Below are 23,390 nucleotides of genomic sequence, written 5' to 3' on the forward strand. Positions count from 1 at the left end.
TTTGTTTGCTCCGCTTATATCTTTTTCTTGGAGGAAAAAATGAAGGCTGTCGAGATTTACTCGGCAGCCTTCATTGTCTTTACTTCTTCAAATCTTCAATTGAGTTAACGTTTTTCATATATTGAGGAACAACAAGACCCATTTTCACGCCCGTCATACTCGTGCCAATATCGTCATATTTGCCTTTATATTTGGCGGCGTATGCTTTATGGGTATTCGGCAGCCATGCGGAAAGGGATGCATCCGCGCTTCCCGTCGCGATTGCAGTCCACATCGGACCGGCCTCTACCTGAGTAAGCGTCACCTCATAGCCCAAGTCTTCTAAGACTTTGCCGATCACGTTTGTACTTGCAATTTCACTGTCCCACGCCACATAGGCAAGGTTGATTTTGTCCCCCTTGACCTTTTGAACGCCTTTTGTCCACTCCGCAATCTGATCTTTGTGCTTCTTCACATACTCAGCTGCGACTTTGGCAGGTTTCTCGCCTTCTTCCACTTTGATCATCACTTCGCCCATATCGTCTTGAGTCCATTTAAACTGGCTCAGAAGCTTTGCGGCATTCGGCTGCTCTTTGCTGAAGCCTTTGCGTGTGATCGTATGGATTTCCTCCGCGCTGCCATAAGATTGTTTCGGATCATCGAGATATTTCAGCTTATATCTGGAGAACATCCAGTGCGGTGTCCATCCTGTAATGATAATCGGTTTCTTACGGTCGTATGACTTTTTAAGTGTTGCGGTCATCGCGGCACTTGACGCTGAAATCAATGTCCAGTCATTCAGGTCATAATCCTTCATCGCTTTGTCAGTCAGGGACATAATCCCTGAACCGGGGTCAATCCCGATGATGGTCTTATTCACCTGTTCTGCTGCGGTTGCATTTTCATCGTGTTGTGAACCGCAAGCCGCAAGTGAGAGCGCCAGCATGGCGGAAACGCCAATGCCGATGATTTTTTTAAGCATCAGGCATTCCCCCTGCTTTTCTTCTTCACTTTAATATTTTGAGTAATACGGTCCAGGGTAATGGCAACGATAACGATGGCGATACCGGCCTCTACTCCGACCCCGGTTTTCAGCTGTGTAACGGCGCTGTATACTTCAGAACCAAGTCCCGGCGCACCGACCATTGCGGCGATAACAACCATTGATAACGCAAGCATGATGCTTTGGTTGATTCCGGCCAGGATGGTTTTTGTCGCAAGCGGAAGCTGAACTTTAAACAAACGCTGAGCTGTTGTAGAACCGAACGCCTCAGTCGCCTCAATCAGATCCGCCGGCACTTGTTTAATACCGAGAACGGTCATGCGGATTGTCGGAGGCATCGCGAAAATAACTGATGCAACAACACCCGGCACAACACCGATGTTAAAGAAGAAAATCGCCGGCAATAGATATACGAAAGCAGGCATTGTCTGCATTAAATCAAGAATTGGCGTTACAATACGGCGTACCATTTCTTTCTGGGACGCCCAAATTCCGATCGGAACCCCGACCACAATCGAAATAATCACAGATGTCAAAACAAGCGCCAATGTTTGCAGCATTGGGTCCCAATATCCTAAATAATCGATCAGGAGGAATCCAATCAATGTAAATAACGCAATTCCTCTTGTACTGATCCACCACGCAAGTGCGGCGAAAATAATCGTTAACAAAATAGATGGGATAAATCCAAGTCCGCTGACAATTCCATTTACAAAAGCGGCAAGTCCGTTTGCGATTCCGTCGAAGAATCCGCCAAACGTCATTGTAATCCAGTCAACAAAACGGTCAATGATATCTGCTAAAGGTATTCTAGGCAGTCTATCCATCTTACTTCACCTCCTGTGCAGAAGGATCTTGTGTTTGTTCGCCAGTGCCTTCAGCATTGATATACTCGTTATTGCCGGCAAGCGCGCCAATCAGTGCGCCTTTTACGACAATCCCTTTCATTCTTTGCTTCTCATCTACAACCGCAATTGGAATATTCGCGTCAGAAACAACGTCAAAAATCTCTGTCAAATACGTATCCTCTGGTACAGTCGTAAATTCTGTATTCAAGATATTTTGAAGTGACAAATCAGATTCAGCCGCTTTTTTCGCATCAGACGCATAGATAACACCTAACAATTTCTTTTGTTTATCCACTGCGTAAATTGAAGAAATTCCAAGGTTTTTCATCAATGTCAATGCCACGCGAGGCCCTTTATCAATCCGCACTGTTTCAGCGCGTTTCATAATATGGCCTGCTGTGAGGACTTTAGATAAATCAACATCCTCGACGAATTTCTCAACATATTCGTTAGATGGATTCATCAGGATTTCTTCAGGCGTGCCGATTTGAACGATGTTGCCGTCCTTCATCAGAACAATTCTGTCGCCGATCCGCAATGCTTCGTCCAAGTCGTGCGTAATAAAGATAATCGTTTTTCCGACATTATCGTGAAGATCAAGAAGTTCATCCTGCATATCTTTACGAATCAGTGGATCGAGCGCACTGAACGCTTCATCCATCAGAAGAATGTCCGGATCATTTGTCAACGCGCGGGCAAGGCCGACACGCTGCTGCATCCCGCCGGAAAGCTGGTCAGGATATTGGTGTTCAAATCCTTCAAGTCCGACGAGCTTTAAGGACTCAAGCGCTTTTTGCTGGCGCTCCTGTTTGTCTATACCTTGAAGTTCCAGTCCGTATTCTGTATTTTCAAGTATCGTTCTGTGCGGGAACAGAGCGAATTTTTGGAAGACCATGCTGATTTTTTTCCGGCGGACTTCCCGGAGCTGGTCTTTAGACATATTTGTTATCATGTCACCATCAATGTAAATATTTCCGGCAGTCGGTTCAATAAGCCGGTTTAACATCCGTACTAAAGTTGATTTACCGCTCCCTGATAGACCCATGATGACAAATATCTCACCATCATATACTTCAAAATCTGCCTGATTAACCCCAACGGTTGAACCGGTTGCTTTCAGGATCTCTTTTTTTGTCTTTCCATTGGCAAGCATTTGAACTGCCTTCTTTGTTTGTTTCCCAAAAATTTTAGAGACTTTCTCGACTTTTATCTTAATTGGTTTCTCATCTACACTCATATTTTCCCTCCATATTAAGCAATCCTAATAACCGTAACATTTATGTAACTTCCCACACAAACAGCATATTCTCTTTTATTCTGTACCATTTCTTTATAAACATCCATGTGACCACATGATCTTATTTATGCTTCTAAATACTCTGTAATCCTCCTATATAATTGTATTTTACGGGTGATTTTTCTCCTATCTATAGATGAAAACGCTTTTATTGGAATTGAATTCCTCCTGCCTATTATGACTTCCTGCTCCTTTACTGGAAAATTAAGTTGCTTTCCCAGCATCAATTATGTATTATAGTTTCATGACTATGAAACAATCAGATGATCAAATCAGAGCGCAAATTTTTAAAGCACTGTCTGATGAATCAAGGCTTGCTATTATTCGTACGCTTTATGTCAGCGGAAAAGAACTCAGCTGCGGTGAAGTAGGTGAAAAGTGCAATATTGTCAAAACCACGGCATCTTATCATTTTAAAACGCTGCGTGAAGCGGGATTGACGGCAACCCGAAAAGATTCGCGGACAAAATATGTCAGTCTCCGTGAAGACACATTTCAAACATACCTGCCTGGCTTTTTGGAAACCCTCTAACAAAGGGTTTTCTCTATACATATTTGTTTCATAGTTTCAAAGTTATAAAACTATAGGAGTGATAAAATTTGAATCGTATTTGGCTTTTCTTCAGTGTCATGTTTGTCATTGGCACAGATACCTTTTTGCTTTCTCCGCTTCTCCCGCTTTTACAGGAGCAGTTTCATGTCTCTACTGATTTGTCAGGCTGGATGGTCAGTGCTTATGCACTCGGTTATGCGCTCTTCGCTTTCATCGCGGGCCCAATCTCAGACCGTTTGAACAGGAAAACAGTCATGCTGTGGGGACTTGCGGGCTTTATCGTATCCACGTTTTTATGCGGCATCGCTCCCTCTTTTGCCGCCATGTGCCTGTTCCGTTTTGCCGCAGGCGTTAGCGCTGCGTTTGTGACGCCTCAGATTTGGGCGTCCATCCCAATCATTGTTAAGCCGTCTCAGATTATAAAAAGCATGGGGATAGCGACAGCAGGATTGGCCGCTTCACAAATGCTCGGACTGCCGATCGGAGGGTTTTTCGCTTCCTTTACATGGCATACGCCATTTTTCGTTTTGTCAGCGTGCTCGATTATTCTTCTATTGATTCTGGCGGTGGTTATGCCTGATATCCGCCCTTCTGAATCCTTGGCGCGCCCATCAACAATCAACCCATATCGGGAGCTTTTTTCATTGCCGAAAACATCGGTCATTCTGCTTGCCTATTTTCTCTTTCAAACCGGAAACTTCGCTTCATTCAGCTTTCTAGGCACTTGGCTTGCTGCGGATTATCATTTAACCGTGTCACAAATTGGGGCAGCTATGCTTGTTCTCGGACTGGGAAATATGCTCGGAAGCCTTATCGGCAGCCGGATTTCAGCAAAGCTTGGCATGTTTAAGACATTGATCGGCGGGATGCTGCTGATGGGCGCTCTCTATTTCGCTCTTCCTTTCTTTCCTAACTTATTTTTAGTCGAAACGAGCTTTTTTCTCACGTTCTTTACAGCTGGCATTATCTTTCCGTTAATGATGGGTGTCTCTCAATCCATTTCACCAAACGCGCGTGGAACCATCGCTTCCCTTTCCAATGCCGCTATGTATGCAGGAACCACTGTCGGCACAGGTATTGCAGGTTTTTTATATCAAAGCACACAGCATTTCGGAGCTGTCACAGGATTTACTGCCATACTATTCATGCTGTCAATGGCGCTCTACCAGACAATCAATAAAACCGGGAAACGCCAATCCGCAGCCCGGGTGCAGATGTAAAAAAAAGCACCTCATTCAAGAGGTGCTTCAGATTGTTGACAAAATCCTAAAATGGTCTTCATTTTAGGATTTTGTCATCTTTTCAGCGTGATTGAAAACCCTTGAAGTCTAGGAAGGACGAGCATAGGAGCGGAGCGAATGTTCTAATTCGTGAGCACCGAAGCGCAGTCCTGACAACGAATGCGAGGGTTTGTCGACACGCTGAAAGCACCTATTTCAAGAGGTGCTTTTCCTATTCCAGCTCAGTTTGTTTCGTCTCTTTCCCCATAATTAAAATACAAGCAACCGCGAGTAAGATGGCAATGCAAAAGATTGAAAAGATGACCGAAAACGAAATATGACGGGCTGCGAGCGTTCCAACGAGCAGAGGCCCGAAGATGCCGCCGATTCTTCCAAACGCCGCCGTCGTTCCTGAACCTGTTGCGCGAATCGCAGTCGGATATTGCTCCGGGGTATACGCATACAGCACGCCCCACGCACCGAGATTGAAAAACGATAACAGCATTCCAGCCGTAAGCAGAAGGCCTAAAGAATCAGCCGTTCCAAAGAAATAGGCGCTTCCTGCTGTACCAATCAGGTAAATGACAAGTATCCACTTCCGGCCCGCTTTTTCAATCAGCCATGCGGCAGAGAAATAGCCCGGTAGCTGAGCAAGCGTCATCAGCAGGACATATTCAAAGCTTTGAATCATGCTGAAGCCTTTCAGAAGCATGACACTCGGGAGCCATAGGAACATGCCGTAATAAGAAAACACCACACAGAACCAAACAATCGACAGCATTACGGTCGGCCGTATATACTGTCTTGCCCAGACGCTTTTTACATTCTCCCACACAGATTTCTTTTTGGCAGAAAGCGATTCATATTTTGGTGAATCAGGCAGACTCGTCCGCAGGTATAACGCATAAAAAGCAGTCAGTGCGGTTAACAGCAGGGCAGCCTGCCAGCCGAAGCTTGGTATCACAAAGTAAGAAATCAAGGCCGCTGCGAGCCAGCCCACAGCCCAAAAGCTCTCCAGAAGCACAATCACTCTGCCCCGCTTTTCAGGCACAACCGCTTCCGAAACGAGTGTCGAAGCGACTGGAAGCTCTCCGCCAAGTCCCATGCCGATCACGAAACGAAGGATTAGAAATGCCGATAAGCTCGTCATAAAAGCGGAAATGCCGCTTCCGATGGAAAAGCATAGAAGGGTGATAATAAATACTTTTTTTCGGCCGATTCGATCAGCCAGCAGACCAAACAAAAACGCTCCCGCAGCCATGCCGATGGAATTGACGCTTCCGATCCATTTCATTTCCTCGGGCGACAGATTCCACTCTACATGGAGCGCGGCGATAATAAACGATAATATTCCGACATCCATTGCATCAAACAGCCACCCCAAACCGGCGACGCCCAGCAATTTACGCTGGGATATAGGCTGTTGTTTTCCCATTGCCAACACCTCTGATATGCAAAATGATTACCGTTTAAGTTTACACCTGTCTTTACACATTGTCATTAACTAAATGATGTAAATGAAAAACCCCGCTTATGTTCCACAAGCGGGGTTCTGATTATTGCTGTAATGCTGCTTTTTTAATATTATCCTGAAGCTGGGCAATTCGTCTCGCGCCGTCTTCGCGGAGGCGTTTGTTTTCTTCTTCGATTTGTTTTGTTTCCTGCATGCCGCTGACAATCGTGTTCCAAGACGATTCGATCGTTTCAATATCTATGCTCGGTCTGCCGGCCATTCTGGCAATTTCAACACTTTGGCTCGAGATGTTTTCAGCATTTCGTTTTAGCATCTCGTTTGTCCGGCGGTCAAGCTCGCTCATAGAATCAGCCACAAGCTTTTGGCGTTTCACCGTAACAGCCTGAATAATGCCGTTTTTGAAAATCGGAATGGTAATGATAAACGCGGAATTGATTTTCCCGATCAGCTTTGCGTTTCCGCGCTGCAGGAGACGGATTTGTGGTGCGGTTTGAAGAGCCACCATCCGTGCCATATCCAGATCATACACCCGTTCCTCAAGCGCCTGAATACCGTTGCGCAACGTATCAAGCTGCATTTGCGCCAGCTGGTTTCCGCTTGCCGCTTTTTCCTCATATGAAGGAAGGATCGACTGCATCTCTTCCAGTTTCATCTGCCCGGCAACGACGTATTTTTCAAGCTCCATATAGTATTTGATATTGTTTTCATACATTTCATCGAGCGTGTAGTTCGTCTTCGTCATCTCATCTTTGTATTTCGAAATCTCAACGTTGATTTTTTCAATCTCTCCGCCGAGTGTCTGATACTTTTTAAAGATTTTTTCAACCATGCTGCCGCCGCGTTTGAAAATTTTCGCCATTAATCCCTTAGGCTCATCAAAATCATTTTTGTCGAAGCGGTCCATGATTTTTCCAAGCTGAGTCAGCATTGTGCCGGAGTCTGTCACACTTGTTGTCTTCATCATCCCCAAGATGCGGTCAGAGAACTTGGAAATTTCAACGGCCGGCTCCTTGCCGTACTCAAGCAGCTCCATTTGGTTTTTAACGTCAATTTGTTGAGCGAGCCGCTTTACCTCTGGTTCCTGACGGAGCTGAAGACGGATATCGTCAGCTTTTTGCTGGGAAATCTCTTCATTTTTATCGAGAACAAGCGGATTTTGATTTTCTGTTGTCATGCTTTTCTTCTCTCCTTATTTTTGGGTAATGTTTCTGAAGAGCCTTTTCACAAGCGAAGGCTCTTTGTAGTCCTGCTGGAACACCATGTCGTCCAGCCAGTGGATATCATACTGATCCTCTTCAATAAACTGCTCAATATCTTGGTGTCCGGGCGGATTATAAATGATGATATCGATTCCGATTTCATTCAGGAACAGCAGGGCAGCGGCATCCGAACGCGTGAGTCCGCCGCTCATTTCCGTATGATATAAAACGAGTTTCGGAACGGTTTGCGCATAGTCAAACATTTGAATCAATTTCAGCAGATTCGCAGGCAGGTTTGTCGTTTGTTTAAACAAATAGATTTGAACATCCTTGACATGTTCCTGATGCAAAGCCTTAAGCCGAGGATGCCTGCACATTCTCGAAATCGTTTTGGCAATGGCGGTCTGAACGCCCGCCGGCAGCTGTTTGTACTGCCACACATTGCTTGCCATCAGCTTGTCCGGATCAATATTCTCTTCGTGGTCAAGTGCGTGGCTGTAGTGAAATTGATAGTTCGACTTTATTTCTTCTGTAAATGGAAAGCTTCTGACCATTTCTGTTTCCTGATAATCCGCTAGAGTATGAAGCCTGTTCCAATATTCCTTATTGTCTTTGGACACGCCCATAATTTTGGCGAAAACATTCGGAATCTCAATGGAGTGTTTATCTGCTTTGAAATTCGGCCGAATAAAGGCGCGTTCTTTCGTGATTAAAAACAGTTCATCATAGGTCGTTTTCAGCGTAACGGACACCGGTGTGTGATCTCTGAACTGCCATGGCTTGTACAGCATGGACTCCTCGTGATTCAGCACATGTTCAATTTCTTTTGTTGAGCGGTAAGCCACTGTTGATTTACGGTCTGGTTTTTCTTTCGGAAACGGCTGAAGCTCCGAAACATCCGGGAGCTTTTCCGTAAAACTGAGCTCCTGCTTTGGATCGACAAGCGCCAGCTGATCGGTACCCGCCGGATGAAACAGCAGAACATCACAGCCGACCAGCATCAGATAATATAAGAAATAGAGCTGGCTTTTCGTCGCATCTCCATACCAAACAACCTTTGGCATCTCACGCTCTATATCGGTTTTTTCCAGCCACGGATTCAGGTGATTTAAAGAAAACTTCGAGACATCAAGCAGCACTCTGCGAAAATCAGGATGATTCAGCCCCTTCTCATGACTGTCCGCAAAGGTATGTAAAAGCGTCATCAGCGCTTTTCTTAAATGGCGGTGCATCAAGGGATTTGAGTGCCTCGCAATCAGCTTTTCCCCGTCCAGAAAGGCAACAAAGCGGCTGACTGACAGCCCTTTTTCTTTCTGATTGATGGAATGAATATGCTGAAGCTTTTGGAATGTTTCCGGTTCGATTGTTTTATCAAGCGTTTCACTCAAAATAGTCATGCCGTCATTTACAGACAGCTCGTACAGCTCGTTATAGTAGTCCGTCTCATCAATAGGCGTGCCTAATATCTGTCCGGCAAGGCGGGAAAACGAAAGGCCCTGTGCTGTTTCATAGTGATCTCGCTCCGGCAATGGCTGAAACAGCAGGCTTTTCCAATCCCCATCAGCCGGAAGTGCTTTATGAATGATTACTTCTTCTTGTCTCATCATATCCTCCTTTCCGGTTTGTTATTGAACGATATTTCGGTAACAAAAAAGGAAGGACATTGAACCTCCCTCCTTGTTTTGTTTTATTCTTCTTTTGAAGCGGCTGTTTGTTCGCGCACCTGCTTTTGTTTGTTGATGTAGTGAATGATCAATGTTACCGCAAATGCAGCGATAATGATGATGAAGAATACAGAGTGCGGCATTTCGTAATGGAAAGCGCTCCCCGCCATTTTTAGCGCGATAATGCCGATTAACACGAATGCTGTGTTTTCCAGCTCAGGAATTTTATCAATCAGCACAAGGAACACTTTTGCCACTGTACGCATCATTAAAATACCAAGCATACCGCCGATCAGAAGCACCCATACTTTTTCAGATACCGCAAACGCGGCCAGGATGCTGTCCACAGAGAAGGCAAGATCCATTAATTCTACTGAAACGACAGTCGCCCAGAAGATCCCGAACGTGCGGACCATCCAAGAGTTTTTCTTCATGCCGTCCGCTTCTTCTTCTTTTTCGCCTATCCAGAAGTGCTTAATGACGAGCCAAGCTAGGTAAAGCGCGCCAAGCACCTTGATCCACCAGAATTTAATGAGGAGCATACCGAGCCCGATGAAAATAAACCGGAAAATATAAGCTCCAAACAAACCATACGTTAACGCTTTTTTACGCTGTTTTTCCGGCAGGTGTTTGACCATGACCGCAAGAACAAGCGCGTTATCGGCCGATAAAAGGCCTTCCAGAACAACAAGGGAACCGATCAGACCCCAGGAAACAGGATCAGTCAGAACTTCCCCCCACATTTTCCAATCGAAAAATGAAGCATACGTAGACATGATATGATGTAAAAAGTCCAAGTTTTTTCCTCCTATTAATTTGAAACGGTGACTTCTCTATTTGTCACTCGTTTACACTTGCAAACCGTAATTCCGGCACAATGCAGCCAGCCCGCCGGAAAAACCGCTGCCGATTGCATTGAATTTCCACTCGCCGCCGTGTCTGTACAGCTCACAAACGACAACAGCTGTTTCTATGGAGAAGTCTTCTCCCAAATCGAAGCGAAGAAGCTCATTCTGCGTCTCTTCGTCCACAACACGCACAAACGCATTGGAAACTTGTCCGAAGTTTTGGCTGCGTGCTTCAGCGTCGTGAATGGTCACTGTGATGCCGATTTTCTCAATGTGAGCAGGAATTTTTGAGAAATCCACGATAATCTGCTCATCATCTCCGTCGCCTTCACCCGTACGGTTGTCACCCGTATGGATGACACCGCCGCTCGGGTGTTCAAGGTTATTATAGAAGACGAAATCGAGATCATTTACGCAGTTATCATGCGCATCAACTAAAAAGGCCGAAGCATCCAGGTCAAAATCGTGTCCGCCGGAGTACTTGTTTGTATCCCAGCCTAAACCGATCACCGCTTTTGTCAGTCCCGGATTTGTTTTCGTTAAATCAATGCGCTGTCCTTTTGATAATTGAATGGCCATACTGCCTCTCTCCTTTCTGCTCTTCGTATTTTTCTTAACCGACTTGCAAACCGTAGTCTGTTGCAATGCGGGCAAGGCCGCCTTGGTAGCCTGAGCCGATTGCGGAGAATTTCCACTCGCCGTTATGTCTGTAAAGCTCCCCTGCAATGATTGCCGTTTCAATAGAGAAATCTTCTGCAAGATCGTAACGGATGAGCTCTTCATTTGTTTCTTCATTTACGATGCGGACGAACGCGTTTGAAACTTGTCCAAAGTTTTGGCTGCGCGCTTCTGCTTCGTGAATGGTAATAACAAATGAGATTTTATCAATGTTTGCCGGTACAGCGCTGAGATTTACTTTTACATTCTCATCGTCGCCTTCGCCAGCACCAGTCAGGTTGTCGCCTGAATGAACGACTGAACCGTTGCCGCCTTCAAGCTGGTTATAGAAAATAAAGTCGTTTGGTGACGCGCATTTGCCTGCAGCGTCTAACAGAAACACACTTGAGTCAAGATCAAAGTCGTGTCCGCCGTCATACTTGTTCGTATCCCAGCCTAAACCGACAACAACCTTTGAAAGACCCGGATTTGTTTTTGTTAAATCTACTTTTTGTCCTTTTGCCAATGAAATTGTCATGTTTCATCCACTCCTTTTCTTTTATACGTATCGGCTGATAATATCTTCTAATCTCGTATCGTTCGTGCCTTCACCAATCGCCGCAAACTTCCACTCACTGCCGCTGCGGTAGATTTCTGCTGTAATCAGGCTTGTTCTGCCGGCATAATTGTCTCTCAAATTGTATTTGAGCATTTCTTCATGATTAGATTGATCAACTACGCGAATAAACGCATTTTGAATCATGCCGAAATCTTGTTTTCTTCTGACACAATCGTAAATGTTCACTACAAATACAAGCTTATCGATGTTTCCAGGCACTTTATCTAAATCTATCATAATTTGCTCGTCATCGCCCGCACCGTCACCCGTCAGGTTGTCGCCTGTATGCTGTACACCGCCGCAGCGGCTTTTCAGGTTGCCGAAATAAATCAGATTTTTCTTTTCGGTGAATTTTCCGTTTTCCAACATCAGCACTGAAGCGTCACAGTCGATATTCGGACCGCCTCCGCCAAGCAGTTTGCTGAAGAATCCTCCGCCTGAGGACACTGGGTCCCAGCCGAGACCGACCATCAATTTTGACAGACCGGCTTTTCCTTTTGTTAAATCAATTCGTTGACCTTTTTCTAAAGAAATTGCCACACGATTCACTCCTACTCATCAAAATGTGAAGATAGTCACATTTATTTTTACGCTCACAAGGAAAATAAGCCGTAAATTACTAATATATACGTTTGTTATTATATCAAAGTTTCGTAAAAGTTAAGAATAATTGACGAAAAACCTCGAAAAAAAACTTCCATATTTGATATATGATTTGCAAATGCTATAAAATGCACTTCTTAAACAAACCATTTGACGTGAGCGAGTCATTTTGCCTATTCTTGTGTCACATTGTAAAAACAGACAGAAAGGAAGCGGCCATTTGATTCATGTAAGCATACTTGATCAGGCACCTGTTTCTAAAGGAGAAAGCCCTGTGACAACTCTTCAGCATTCGGTTGAGCTTGCTCAATTAAGCGAACAGTGGGGCTATAAGCGTTATTGGTTTGCCGAGCACCACAGCACGAAAGGACTGGCAAGCACAGCGCCTGAAATCATGATCGCCCGCATCGCAGCACAGACAAACACGATTCGTGTCGGATCAGGCGGCGTGCTCCTGCCCCAATACAGTCCGTTTAAAGTGGCTGAAACCTTTCGCCAGCTTGAGGCCCTGTATCCAAACCGGATTGACCTTGGCGTCGGCCGTTCCCCCGGAGGCACGACAAAAACCCGGCTTGCGCTAACAGACGGGGTAAAAAAAAGCTTAACCGAATTTAACAGACAGCTGCTGGATGTCTCTTATTTTCTCACAGATTCCCTTCCTCCCGACCATCCGTATGCCGGAATCAAAGCGGCGCCCCTGATTGACACTGCACCAGAGCTATGGGTGCTCGGCCTTGGCGAAAACAGTGCAAGACGTGCAGCGCAACAGGGGATTGGATATGTATTTGGGCATTTCATTAATCCAGAACGAGGAGAAAATGCGTTCCGCATCTACCGAGAAAGCTTTCGGCCCTCAGCCCATTTCTCAAATCCGGCCGCCCTTTTTACGATTTTTGTCATTTGCGCAAAATCAGATGAAGAGGCAGAGGAACTCGCGTTAAGCCAGGATTTATGGCTTCTTCGCGTCGGAAAAGGCTTGGACAGCCGCGTGCCGAGCATCGAGGAAGCGAAAGCGCATCCCTACACTGAATCCGATAAAAAACTCATTGCAGAAAACAGAAAGCGGATGATAATCGGTTCTCCAAGCACTGTCAAACAGCAGCTGTTAGACCTCACAGACCGCTATGAAACAAATGAAATCATGGCTCTGTGCAATGTGTTTGATTTTGAGGCGAAAAAAGAATCGTATGAGCGCCTTGCCGGATTATTTCTATAAAAAAAAGCAGTTTCCCCTGGGGAAGCTGCTTTTTTGTTATTGGCGCCCTTTTTTGCGCTGCGCTTCTTTTTTGATAAACATCCAAACTCCTTGAACTGCAAATCCGAGCAAAAGCAGAACGATCAATAGCAGGGTAATAGACGGCCCTGGCGGCGTCCCGAGCTGATAGGATGATGTCAGTCCCGCAAATACGCTGAATAACGAAATGAGTATGGCTGTAATGAAGACCATGTTAAAGCCTTTTGCAATTCTAATGGCGAATGCTGCCGGCAATACGAGCAGGGCTGATACAAGAAGGACCCCGATGATCGGTATAATGACTGAAATCGCAAGGCCTGTGACAATACTGAATGACAACGAGAGAACGTTTGTATTAATTCCCGATGTTTTGGCTGTTGCTTCATCAAACGTCAGCAGGTAGAGCGGTCTTCTCAATACGATAAAGTAAAGCAGGATCAGCAGTGTGATAATACCGATAATATAGACCTGCTGCTGGTTGACTGTCACAAGCGATCCAAATAGGTATTGATCGATGCTCATATTGGCTGTGCCTTTGGAAAGGCTGATTAAAAACATCGCGAAGGACAAACCAGCTGCCATTAAGATGGCAATGGACACTTCTGAATAAGTCCGATACGCCCGCCGCATGTATTCAATTCCGATCGCGCCGATGGTCACGACGACTATGCTCGCTGCGGTAATATTGGTGCTGAGAAAAAAGCCGATGGCCACACCTGACAACGAGATATGTGAAAGTGTGTCAGCCATTAAGGCCTGTCTTCTGAGAACGAGATACACTCCCAGTATCGGAGCCATGATGGCAATCATGCCGCCTGCTAGAAAAGCTCGTCGCATGAATTCCAAGTCAAACATTTCCATCCGCCTTTTTCTCCTCTCTCTAACCGAATCACTTTATCTAAAAATTGCTGTACTTCGTTTTGTTCGTGAGTAACCATCACAACTGTGCGGTTGTGATTTTTCACGAGGTGATGCATAAATTCGTAAAATCCTTTTCTGCTGTCGTAGTCAACTGCAGTTGTCGGTTCGTCCAGCATCAGGAGATCCGGGTTGCTGGCGAGCATTCTGGCGATACAGATTTTCTGCTTCTGTCCGCCTGATAAATCACCGATTTTGCGATGGCGGAGCTCCCACATTTCCACCATTTTCAGTGCTTTTTCTACTTCAAGATGATCTTCTTCATTTAAACGTTTAAACCATTTCCCTTTTGTGTATCGGCCTGACTGGACAAGCTCCAGCACCGTGCTCGGAAAGCCGGCGTTAAATGAAGAAATTTGCTGCGGGACGTACCCAATGGTCAGGCGTTTCCCTTCTGTGTTTCTTTTACTGATCGTCACTGTGCCTTCCCACGGTTTCAGCATGCCGAGCATTACTTTTATGAGCGTCGATTTAGAGGCGCCGTTTGGTCCAGTGATGCCGACGAACTCACCGCTTTCAATATCAAGTGATACTTTATCTAAAACAGGCGTATGGGAATAGCCGAAAACGATATCTTTCAATGAGACGAGATTCATGTTAATCTTCCTTTCTCACAAAGAAATAGTGTGCACCCCTTCGGCGCACACTATCTTATGATTTAACCAATAGTGAATCTTTCAGGGCATCGAGGTTTTGTTTCATAATGTCGATATACCCTAAACCTTTATCCTGTTCTTCTTTGCTTAAGCCTTCCAGTGTATTCAGCACTTCTGTCTTCGCGCCGATTTCACTGGCGAGCGTATCTGCGACCTTTGAGGATGCAATTTCTTCAAAGTAAATGACTTTTACATTATGTTCTTTGGCATATGTTTTCAGCTTTGCCAAGCTGGCTGCGCTCGGTTCTTGGTCAGGAGAAAGCCCTGCAATCGGAACCTGCGTCAGGCCATATTCTTTTGCGAGATAGCCAAAAGCAGTATGCTGCGTGATAAATTCTTTTTTCTCCGCTTTTTTTGCGGTTGTACGATATAGTTTATCAAGATCCTGCAGTTTTGCAATATATTCTTTACTATTTTTCTCATAGTATTCTTTGTTATCCGGGTCTTGCTTTACGATTTGCGCCGTAATATTTTTAACTTCCTTTTGCGCCAGAACAGGGCTTAGCCATACGTGAGGGTCCATTGCATGACTGTGCTCATGCTCCCCATGATCGTGGTCTTCATGTTCATCTTCAGAGCCTTCCATTAAATCAATGCCTTTGCTTGCGTTAACGAAAACGGCGTGGCCTTGGCCCATGCTTTTTTCAGCTGACGGAACCCATGTCTCCATGTATTCACTATTATAAACGAACAGATCAGCATCCTGAATGTTGGCAATGTCTTTCGGCGTCGGTTCCCAATCATGCGGTTCAACGGAAGATGGGATTAACAGATCCACATCGCCTTTGTCTTTTACAATTTGCTTTGTGAATTCATACATTGGATAAAACGTTGTGACAACGTGCAGTTTATCACCCTTTGAATCCGCCGACCCTTTTGTTGATGAGTTGCCGCATGCTGCAACCAATAAAAAGCACGCTGCAATCACAAACAAACCGCTCCATTTTTTAAACATATCGTATATCCCCTCTTTTTCAGTAGCTTTAAATCAAAATGATAACGATTTTGTAATCCTATATCATAATAAACCGAAGTCATTACGTTTTGCAAGAATAAATTTCATTTTCTTTTTATTCTTCCCGCCTGCAGAGCGAATATATGTACTAAAAAAACCCGGCTGAATGCCGGGCTGCTAAATCATTAGGTTGTTTTGTCCAGAAGGTACACCCTGCTTTCATAAGGCTGGAACACCATTTCGTCAGCAAGGTCGCCGTTGTTGTTATAGTTGCTGAGAAGCAGAGATGCCTGAGCTTTGCAGCAGTTCTTCGGCCATGGGAAAACAGCCTGCTCTTTTGAAAAATTATTGACTGACAAAAGCTGCTGGTTACCGTTTTCTCTCATATATACAAACAACTGCGGGTCGTCCGGAAGCAAAAGATCATAGCTTCCTTTTATAAGATCAGCATACCGCTTTCTCAGTCTGATCAGCTTTTTGTAATAGAGTAAGACCGAATCGGGGTCACTCAGCGCTTCCTCCACATTGATAGAGGTGAAGTTCGGGTTGACCTTCAGCCAAGGCGTGCCGTCAGTAAATCCGGCATGTTTGCCGCTGTTCCACTGCATCGGGGTCCGAGCATGATCCCGGCTTTTGGCTAAGATTGATCTCATTACATCCTCTGGATCATAGCCTTTTTCAAATACCCGTTTATGATACATATTGATCGTTTGGATATCTTTGTAGTCCTCAATCTGGGTGAACGGCGCGTTTGTCATCCCGATTTCTTCTCCCTGATAAATGTATGGCGTGCCCTTCATGAAATAAAGTACGGTAGCCAGCATTTTCGCAGATGCTTTGCGGTATTTCCCATCGTCCCCGAATCTGGATACAATCCGGGGCTGGTCATGGTTGCACCAATATAATGTATTCCAGCCTTGATGTTCAAGCTTTTTTTGCCATGCGGTCAAAACCGATTTTAAATCAGAAAGCTCAAGGGGCTTTACATCCCAATGTTCTTTTCCGGGCTGCTGGTCAAGCTCCATATGCTGAAAGTGAAAAATCATATTCAGCTCATGCTTATCTGTTCCTGTATATTTTAGGCCTTCTTCCGGCGTGACATTGCCGACCTCTCCGACAGACATGACATCATATTGAGAAAACACTTCATCTGTCATTTCTTTCAAATAGTCATGGATTCGATCGCCATTTGGCTGAAAGGGCTTCGGCTCTGCCTGCTGATTGATATAGTCCTCATACGAAGGAAGATATTCTTTCTTAGAAATGAGATGGAGCTGATCAATGCGCAAGCCGTCGACCCCTTTATCGAGCCAAAACTTCATCATGTCATACACCGCTTGGCGAACTTCGGGGTTTTCCCAGTTTAAATCAGCTTGTTTGACGGCGTTCATATGGAGATAATATTCTCCGGTATGCTCCTCGTATTGCCAGACCGGGCAGCCATAGTTTGAGAGCCAGTCCGTCGGCGGGCCGTTCTTTGTGCCGGGACGCCAGTAATAATAGCTGCGGTATTTGCTGTTTTTGTCCAGCTCCGCTTCTTTAAACCACGGATGCTCGACAGAGGTGTGATTTAACACAAAGTCCATCACCAGCTTTAATCCCCGCTGATGCACCTGGTCCAGCAGCTCGTGAAAATCGTCCATTGTTCCGTATGAATCCATGATTGCCCTATGGTCTGTCACATCATAGCCGTAATCAACATTCGGAGAAGGATAGATTGGGCAAACCCAAATCACATCCGCCCCGAGCTCCTTTATGTAGTCAAGACGGGAAATAATCCCCCGCAAGTCCCCAATTCCGTCTCCATTGCTGTCCTGAAAGCTTCTCGGGTAAATCTGGTACACCACCGCATCCTTCCACCAGTCTGTGTTCATCCCGCAATCCCCCTGTATTTGATGTTCTATTCAAGCTGAGACGGATAAAGAGTCATTCCGCCGTCGACGAAAAGTGTAGTCCCGGTCACATAGCTTGCTTCCTCAGATACGAGCCAAGCAGCTGCTGCCGCCACCTCTTCCGGTTTTCCGAAGGCTTTCATCGGGATTTTTTTCAATTGTTTTTGCCTGCTCTCTTCCTTTTTTGTATCAACATTTGATTCTGTGGCAATGGTGCCGGGCGCTATCGCATTGACGCGGATTCCCTTATCCGCATAATTGAGCGCCAGCGTTTCCGTCATCATCTTGATGCCGCCTTTGGATGTGGAATACTGAACGTTGACTGGGCGCGGAATCTGCTGATGAACACTTGAGATATTCAGCACATTGCCCTTGATATTGTTTTTCATCATGTGGTTAAGTGCCGCTTTCGCTCCCAGAAAGGTTCCGGTGACATTGACATCAATCACTCTCTGCCAATCTTCAAGACTCATCTCGTGCGGCATGGCTTCCGTGCCGTTAAAGCCGGAGTTGTTCACCATCACATCGAGCGTGCCGAAATGCTCTAAAGCTGTGTCCAAGAGCGCCTGAATCCCCTCTTCTTTTGACACGTCCGCCTCAACTGCAACGGCTTTCCCTCCGTTCTGCTTGATGATTTCCAGGGTTTCATCGGCTCCAGACGGGTCGCTGTGGTAGTTTACAACAACATTCATTTTCTCCTGTCCGAACCGTTCCGCAATGGCTTTCCCGATTCCTTTTGAAGACCCTGTCACAATCGCTGTTTTTCCAGTTAACTCTTTATACATACATGATATCCTCCTCTGATTTCTCACTATGCAGTGGAAAATACCCTGTTTTTCCGAGTTGAAAACAGCACAAAAAAAGCAGAGAACCTGTAGTTCTCTGCTTTTTTCTATTGAAAGCGCTGCTCAGCAAGCTTCTTTTTAATATTCATCAGCCTGCGGTAAAAGAAAGCGGCGGACTCGTAATGTTCTAGCTGATTGAAACGTTCCGCTGTATCATGCAGCAGATCTTCGGCGTCGGCAAGAAGCTGCCTGGATTCCAGCAGGTCAAAGCATTCTGTAAGCACGGTCCGGTCGCCGCTTCCAAGATACAGCTCATGAATGAGGCGGAATTTCGTCAAGTACATGTCATCTTTCCATTCAGCCGCGCTCTTTATCCCGCGGTCATATGTCTCTACTGCTTTGTCGTATTTTCCTTCTTTACAGTACATATGAGTCAGTGAAAAAACAGCTTGAACAGCCTGCTGAAAGTTGTGCTCCTCAAAAATAGCGGCGGCTGTTTTGAAATAGCCCTCCGCTTCTTTGTAATCGCCCAGACTGTATTTACAGTGGCCGACATTATAATAGGCAGCGGCGATCATATACGCTTCTTCCAGCTGCCTGGCATGATCTAAGGCACTACACAAATGGGTCAGTGCTTTTTCATGATGATACACATCCGTCAAATTTCCGGCGATGATAAATTCACACTGCACGCGGCGTCGGCCGTACAGTTCATATTTCGTATAGATATCAAGCGCCTGGCTCGCATAGTTCATGGAAAAATACGTTTGTTTGATGTGATAATACACTTCTGCAACCTTAAAAAGAAACTCAGCTTTTTCGATCTCATCCTCAACATACTCGAGCTTCTCCTCAGCATGTTTATAATGGTTAATCGCTAATATGAAATTTTTCTGCTTAAATTCGTACATTCCTCTGAAATAATAAAAGTAGTATTCCAATAAGCCCGTAAGTTTTTGCTGATTGCTTTCAATTTCATTCAGCATATCAGAGAACGGAGGCTTGGTGTCGCTGTCTTTCACCGATCAGCTTATCAAGCATGATTCGGTGCCGGAATTCCATCAAAGAAAAATATAAAAGCAAGTCCTGGTTCTCTTCCATATCTTCTAAATCGTATTCAATCTCCTGCTTTAACGCTTCTGCTTGATCTGCTTCAAATGCGCGAATGAGCTTGTACCATTCATTTAGCTTTACTGCTACTTCTTCAGATGGAATCTTTGCTCTCATCGGTCTGCCTCCTTCCTCCTGCTACTATTTATGTTATATTTTATCATAGCTGTCCGCTTTTAGAGAGAGTCAATCACTTAAAAGCGTTAACATTCAGCACATCTTGAGAAAGTGAGACCGATATGAAGTTGGCCGCAAAAACATCTGTTATCTTATGTATTCTATTTTTTCTAAATCTTTGTGTTAGTTATATTCGGCATGAATGGCATTCTCAAAACGCCTTGCAGCACATGCCTGTCCCTTCGGATCTTCACCCGATTGTGAAGCAGAATGCCGATGCACTCAAAGCCGCAGCAGCGAATAAAGGCATTACCGTCGTTATTACTGAAGGATTCAGATCCTTTAAGGAACAAGACGAATTATATAAACAGGGACGTACAAAAAAAGGGAATATTGTCACCTATGCAAGAGGAGGGGAATCGTATCACAACTATGGTTTAGCGATTGATTTCGCCCTGCAAAAAAAGGATGGCAGCATCATATGGGATATGGAATATGACGGCAATCAAAATGGAAAATCAGATTGGCTGGAGGTTGTGGAGATCGCCAAGCAACTCGGTTTTGAATGGGGCGGGGATTGGAAACGATTCAAGGACTATCCCCACTTGGAGATGATTCCTAACTAGACATCCCTCACAGCCTTTTCTTTTTCCTTATGTGCGCATCAATATAGGAAGGGTAAACCGGCTTATAGACAAGTTTGCAGTGCTGGTCACTGCCTGCTGTAAAATCAGGCTGCCATTCCAGCTTCACATCAAAAACGGCTAAAAACGCTTCTCTCGCTTCTTCAGCGGAAATATCCGGCCTGTGATTTATTGCTTCCAATTGTTCAGGTTCAATATCAGGCGCCATAAAAGCATCAATCAATCCCGTTTCCGGATTGACAATGATACGGGCGGCGCCGAACCGCAGCGGCACTCCTTTATACCAGACAGAAAAATGGTTGCGGATTCTCCCTCTTTCATCAATTCGGACGGGATTCAATTTGAAAAACTCGGCTGCTCTCGGATAAAGAGCATACAAAAATTGAAGCGCTATTGTCTGGCATTCTTCCATTGAGCATTGGCGGTTGTTGCGCCGCTCGATAAAAGAAAGCGCTGCTTTTAATTTTCCGGTTCTTTTATCCGTCTTCATTTTGATTGTGTTTTTATTTCTCGTTTCAAAATAACTTCCTATGCTCAGATCCTTACGCTCCGGCGCAGTCCCCCTGCGCCACGTGCTTCCTATTTGTTCCCCAAAGTCTTTTTCACTGACTTTCTGCATATCAGGGGTAAGACCCAGCAAGGCAAATATATCGACTTCTTCGTTGTTCCGAAGCGGCGGCAATGGCGCCGCGTTTTCTATTCTTTCATCTCCGATATGCTGGTCGGGCACAATTTCGTCAATATCCGCGGGATAGCTGTATCCCGGCAGAATCGGTTCATATACAAGCCTGGGTGCCTGATCGCCATCAATGACATCGTACATCAGCTGAAAAGACATTGTATTTAAGTAATGGGACACAACCTTCTCTTTCGCTACAAATTCTTTTGGAACTTCGGCTTTGTGCCCTTCTCCGTAATATAAAAAATGGATGATCTGACCGCTGCGTGTCACATCAATTAAAAAGCCTGAATTAGGAAGCGGAAGCCCTAATTCCATTTTGGTATACATAAAACGAATGTGCTGCCTCCGTTCTTCCTTGCCTTGAAAATGAAAATTCATAAATGTGCCGGGATGGTTGGCAGCGGCGAACTGAAGAGCCGTCAGCTTCAGCTCGGCGTCTGGAAGTTGTTTGTCTGTCTCGGAGCGGACGGATGTTGAAAAGGTGAGCAAAGCACCATCATTTCCGAGTTCCACTGTAATGTGCTTTTCCGGATCTTCAGGGTTCCTCCAGATGAAGTATGCCCGCCCCTTCTTCTTTTGTTTTTGATCATAATCTTCTATCTCAAGCTCATAATGCGGCGGTACATTCCCGATCTCTTGCGCCTTCTTTTTCAGCTGTTTATTTACCAATGAAGTCATCCTTTCAAAGAGTCTACGACAAAGAGAATCCAGTTTATTATATAAAAGGACCTTTCTTCTTTTAAAGTGAAGAAAGGTCCTTTTATATTATTATCATTGTTTTTTGACATTCCTCCTGTTACTTTCATCACATATCCCTTTATAAATCTAAGGCAATTGTGTGACTTTTAGCTGTTTTACCATGAGCTAAAGACAGGCTCTCCTGTATGGGCTTCGATAAAACGGGGATACACCGGCTGATAGACGAGCCGGTAGCTGGGTTCTTCATCATCCCCGTATTCTCTTTCCCAGCCAAGCTCAACTTTAAAATGCTGCCAAAAGAGAGTCTTGGCTTGTTCAACTGAAATGGCTGGAACTGGATCAATGGCTGCCAGCTCATTTGGGTCAATATCCGGCCCCATATAAACGGTGATATCCCCTGTCTGGCGGCTGACGCAAATTCTGATCTGCCCAAATCGGAGCGGAACTCCGTGACAATGCGCTTCAAACGTAAAACCAGCGACTGCGTTTTCTTCTTCATCCTTTTCGTCGTATCTGATCCTAAAATATTGATCGGCATTTGGAAATAAAGCAAACAGAAAGCGCAGCGCGATTTTTTCGCACTCTGCCTCAGTTACTGTCAATGGCCCTTTTTTCTCCATAAATGACATGACGCCTTCGAGTTTTCCGGTTTCTTTGTGATAGATGGTTTTCAGCACTTGATGCGTCCGTCCCTTGAACCAGCTGTCCAAACTTTTATCCGCCGGCTGATACATAGGTTCATTCGGATTCCGCCAAACGATCCCGATTCTCCCATCGTCCAAATCCACTTCCCGTTCTTTGACAAATCCTTTTTCGATTCCAATCATGCTGTCAGGATCGGCCTTTTCGTGAATCTCCTCGAATAAAGGGAGAGGAAAGCTCTCCGGCTCCCTGTAATCATCGTCATCATCAACTGCCTGTTCTTCTAGAACCAAATCCGCAGGTACGGTAATGGCCCTGCATTCAGGCTCATACACCAAATGCGGCTGATCATCTCCGTTTTCGTAAACAGAACGATGGAGAACCTCAAATAAAAGGTCAAACTCCACGTCCTTCTTGAAGAAGGCAAGTGCCTCTTTATCATCCGCGATTCGCTTTGGCTTGATGATGCTGCCGGCTTTGCCGTAATAGCGGAAGGAAACGATCTCACCTGATAAAGAAACATCAGCCATAAATCCGCTCATAGGGAGAGGAAGCCCGGCCTCCATTTGAACATATGAAAATCTCACTTTATCACAGGATGTACGGTCATTTTCTTCACGAACAAAGGCAGAGAGTGCTCCCGGATGATGGGTCTCTACAAATTGGCGCATGATATCCTCTAGTTTCTCCTCAGACAGCCTTTCTCCGCTTTCAGGCTCCTTATCACGGGAAAGGGATTCCAGCTCCCCGCCCGGTCCAAGTTCCACGATAATGCCGATATTCTCATCCTGAGGATCTGTCCAACAAAAATGAGCTCTTTTGTCATCATCGTCAAAATCTTCAATTTCCAGTTTTAAGTGTGTCGGCACTCGGCCGATTTCCAGTGCTTTTTGTTTCAATTCCTCTTTCTTCACAAAGACAGCCCCTTTCATCCTTCATATGTCCCCTTCAACAGGTTAAAAAGTAATAGTCTAAAATGCACATTTTTCTGAGTTTACCAGTTTTACCAGAACATTTTTCGCCAAAAATAGGATGATGAACCTATTCAATATAAAAGCTAATAATCTTAAAATTAATTCCGTTGTAACTTTT

21 protein-coding genes and 1 pseudogene are annotated in these 23,390 nt (G+C 45.1%); 4 read left to right on the plus strand and 18 right to left on the minus strand.

The genetic code is table 11. The features are described 5' to 3' along the window. Positions 1–79 precede the first annotated feature (79 nt). From opuAC to opuAA, 3 genes are read right to left on the minus strand one after another with little or no spacing between them, the layout of a single operon-like run. Positions 80–961, minus strand: a complete 882-nt coding sequence (gene opuAC / locus QA442_RS20855; RefSeq protein ID WP_095431210.1) for a glycine/proline betaine ABC transporter substrate-binding protein OpuAC — start codon at positions 959–961, stop codon at positions 80–82. After that, positions 961–1,809 (minus strand): glycine/proline betaine ABC transporter permease subunit OpuAB, encoded by an 849-nt coding sequence (gene opuAB / locus QA442_RS20860; RefSeq protein WP_014662685.1) that lies wholly within the window; start codon positions 1,807–1,809, stop codon positions 961–963. Before opuAB ends, opuAC begins: the two co-directional genes overlap by 1 nt. A gap of 1 nt (position 1,810) precedes the next feature. After that, positions 1,811–3,067 carry a glycine/proline betaine ABC transporter ATP-binding protein OpuAA gene (gene opuAA, locus QA442_RS20865; protein ID WP_095431209.1) on the minus strand — a complete coding sequence of 419 codons (1,257 nt, stop codon included), beginning with the start codon at positions 3,065–3,067 and terminating at the stop codon, positions 1,811–1,813. 289 nt (positions 3,068–3,356) lie between these two features. On the opposite strand from opuAA, the gene QA442_RS20870 reads away from it, so the two are divergent. Both QA442_RS20870 and QA442_RS20875 read left to right on the plus strand, forming a co-directional pair. Beyond that, the gene (locus QA442_RS20870; RefSeq protein WP_010886398.1) at positions 3,357–3,659 is read left to right on the plus strand and encodes an ArsR/SmtB family transcription factor; all 303 of its coding nucleotides are present in this window, start codon (positions 3,357–3,359) and stop codon (positions 3,657–3,659) included. Positions 3,660–3,727: 68 nt separating this feature from the next. Then, positions 3,728–4,900 (plus strand): MFS transporter, encoded by a 1,173-nt coding sequence (locus QA442_RS20875; RefSeq protein WP_095431208.1) that lies wholly within the window; start codon positions 3,728–3,730, stop codon positions 4,898–4,900. Positions 4,901–5,132: 232 nt separating this feature from the next. On the opposite strand, the gene niaP is transcribed toward QA442_RS20875, so the two are convergent. The 7 genes from niaP to QA442_RS20910 form a co-directional block, all read right to left on the minus strand. Continuing rightward, positions 5,133–6,335, minus strand: coding sequence for a niacin permease NiaP (gene niaP / locus QA442_RS20880; RefSeq protein WP_095431207.1), 1,203 nt, complete (start codon positions 6,333–6,335; stop codon positions 5,133–5,135). 121 nt (positions 6,336–6,456) lie between these two features. Continuing rightward, complete coding sequence (locus QA442_RS20885) at positions 6,457–7,548, minus strand: toxic anion resistance protein (protein ID WP_095431206.1); 1,092 nt, start codon at positions 7,546–7,548, stop codon at positions 6,457–6,459. Positions 7,549–7,563: 15 nt separating this feature from the next. Continuing rightward, positions 7,564–9,177, minus strand: a complete 1,614-nt coding sequence (locus QA442_RS20890) for a YceG family protein (protein WP_095431205.1) — start codon at positions 9,175–9,177, stop codon at positions 7,564–7,566. Positions 9,178–9,260: 83 nt separating this feature from the next. Then, positions 9,261–10,034: a TerC family protein gene (locus QA442_RS20895; protein WP_014662678.1), complete on the minus strand. Its 774-nt coding sequence runs from the start codon at positions 10,032–10,034 to the stop codon at positions 9,261–9,263. Between the two features lie 51 nt (positions 10,035–10,085). Then, entirely contained in the window at positions 10,086–10,664 is a 579-nt protein-coding gene (locus QA442_RS20900) for a TerD family protein (RefSeq protein WP_003241242.1), read from the minus strand. A gap of 34 nt (positions 10,665–10,698) precedes the next feature. Further along, positions 10,699–11,280, minus strand: a complete 582-nt coding sequence (locus QA442_RS20905; RefSeq protein ID WP_014475718.1) for a TerD family protein — start codon at positions 11,278–11,280, stop codon at positions 10,699–10,701. Between the two features lie 21 nt (positions 11,281–11,301). Next, positions 11,302–11,901 (minus strand): TerD family protein, encoded by a 600-nt coding sequence (locus QA442_RS20910; protein ID WP_014662676.1) that lies wholly within the window; start codon positions 11,899–11,901, stop codon positions 11,302–11,304. A 283-nt stretch (positions 11,902–12,184) separates the two neighbouring features. Between QA442_RS20910 and QA442_RS20915 the strand changes: the two genes are divergently transcribed. Then, positions 12,185–13,180, plus strand: coding sequence for an LLM class flavin-dependent oxidoreductase (locus QA442_RS20915; RefSeq protein ID WP_095431204.1), 996 nt, complete (start codon positions 12,185–12,187; stop codon positions 13,178–13,180). Between the two features lie 36 nt (positions 13,181–13,216). Here QA442_RS20915 and znuB read toward each other — a convergent pair whose 3' ends face one another. The 6 genes and pseudogenes from znuB to rapJ all read right to left on the minus strand — a co-directional run bounded on the left by znuB (position 13,217) and on the right by rapJ (position 19,631). Further along, complete coding sequence (gene znuB / locus QA442_RS20920) at positions 13,217–14,059, minus strand: zinc ABC transporter permease ZnuB (protein ID WP_014662674.1); 843 nt, start codon at positions 14,057–14,059, stop codon at positions 13,217–13,219. Further along, entirely contained in the window at positions 14,017–14,712 is a 696-nt protein-coding gene (gene znuC / locus QA442_RS20925) for a zinc ABC transporter ATP-binding protein ZnuC (RefSeq protein WP_014475714.1), read from the minus strand. Before znuC ends, znuB begins: the two co-directional genes overlap by 43 nt. A gap of 55 nt (positions 14,713–14,767) precedes the next feature. Further along, the gene (locus QA442_RS20930) at positions 14,768–15,727 is read right to left on the minus strand and encodes a metal ABC transporter substrate-binding protein (RefSeq protein ID WP_069839790.1); all 960 of its coding nucleotides are present in this window, start codon (positions 15,725–15,727) and stop codon (positions 14,768–14,770) included. 185 nt (positions 15,728–15,912) lie between these two features. Further along, entirely contained in the window at positions 15,913–17,601 is a 1,689-nt protein-coding gene (locus QA442_RS20935; RefSeq protein WP_095431203.1) for a glycoside hydrolase family 13 protein, read from the minus strand. Between the two features lie 26 nt (positions 17,602–17,627). Next, on the minus strand, positions 17,628–18,404 hold the full coding sequence (locus QA442_RS20940) for an SDR family oxidoreductase (protein ID WP_071581412.1): 777 nt from the start codon (positions 18,402–18,404) through the stop codon (positions 17,628–17,630). Positions 18,405–18,511: 107 nt separating this feature from the next. Beyond that, positions 18,512–19,631, minus strand: a pseudogene (rapJ, locus tag QA442_RS20945) (response regulator aspartate phosphatase RapJ). Positions 19,632–19,753: 122 nt separating this feature from the next. On the opposite strand from rapJ, the gene cwlK reads away from it, so the two are divergent. Continuing rightward, positions 19,754–20,257 (plus strand): peptidoglycan L-alanyl-D-glutamate endopeptidase CwlK, encoded by a 504-nt coding sequence (gene cwlK / locus QA442_RS20950; RefSeq protein WP_014662669.1) that lies wholly within the window; start codon positions 19,754–19,756, stop codon positions 20,255–20,257. A gap of 7 nt (positions 20,258–20,264) precedes the next feature. Here the strand turns inward: cwlK and QA442_RS20955 are convergent, their stop codons facing one another. Together QA442_RS20955 and QA442_RS20960 are read right to left on the minus strand one after the other, a co-directional pair. After that, the gene (locus QA442_RS20955) at positions 20,265–21,626 is read right to left on the minus strand and encodes a YcdB/YcdC domain-containing protein (protein WP_095431201.1); all 1,362 of its coding nucleotides are present in this window, start codon (positions 21,624–21,626) and stop codon (positions 20,265–20,267) included. A 185-nt stretch (positions 21,627–21,811) separates the two neighbouring features. Then, a complete protein-coding gene (locus QA442_RS20960; RefSeq protein WP_095431200.1) occupies positions 21,812–23,230 on the minus strand; it encodes a YcdB/YcdC domain-containing protein in 1,419 nt (472 codons plus the stop codon). Positions 23,231–23,390 lie beyond the last annotated feature (160 nt).

It is taken from the genome of Bacillus stercoris (assembly GCF_029772985.1).
Classification (GTDB): domain Bacteria; phylum Bacillota; class Bacilli; order Bacillales; family Bacillaceae; genus Bacillus; species Bacillus stercoris.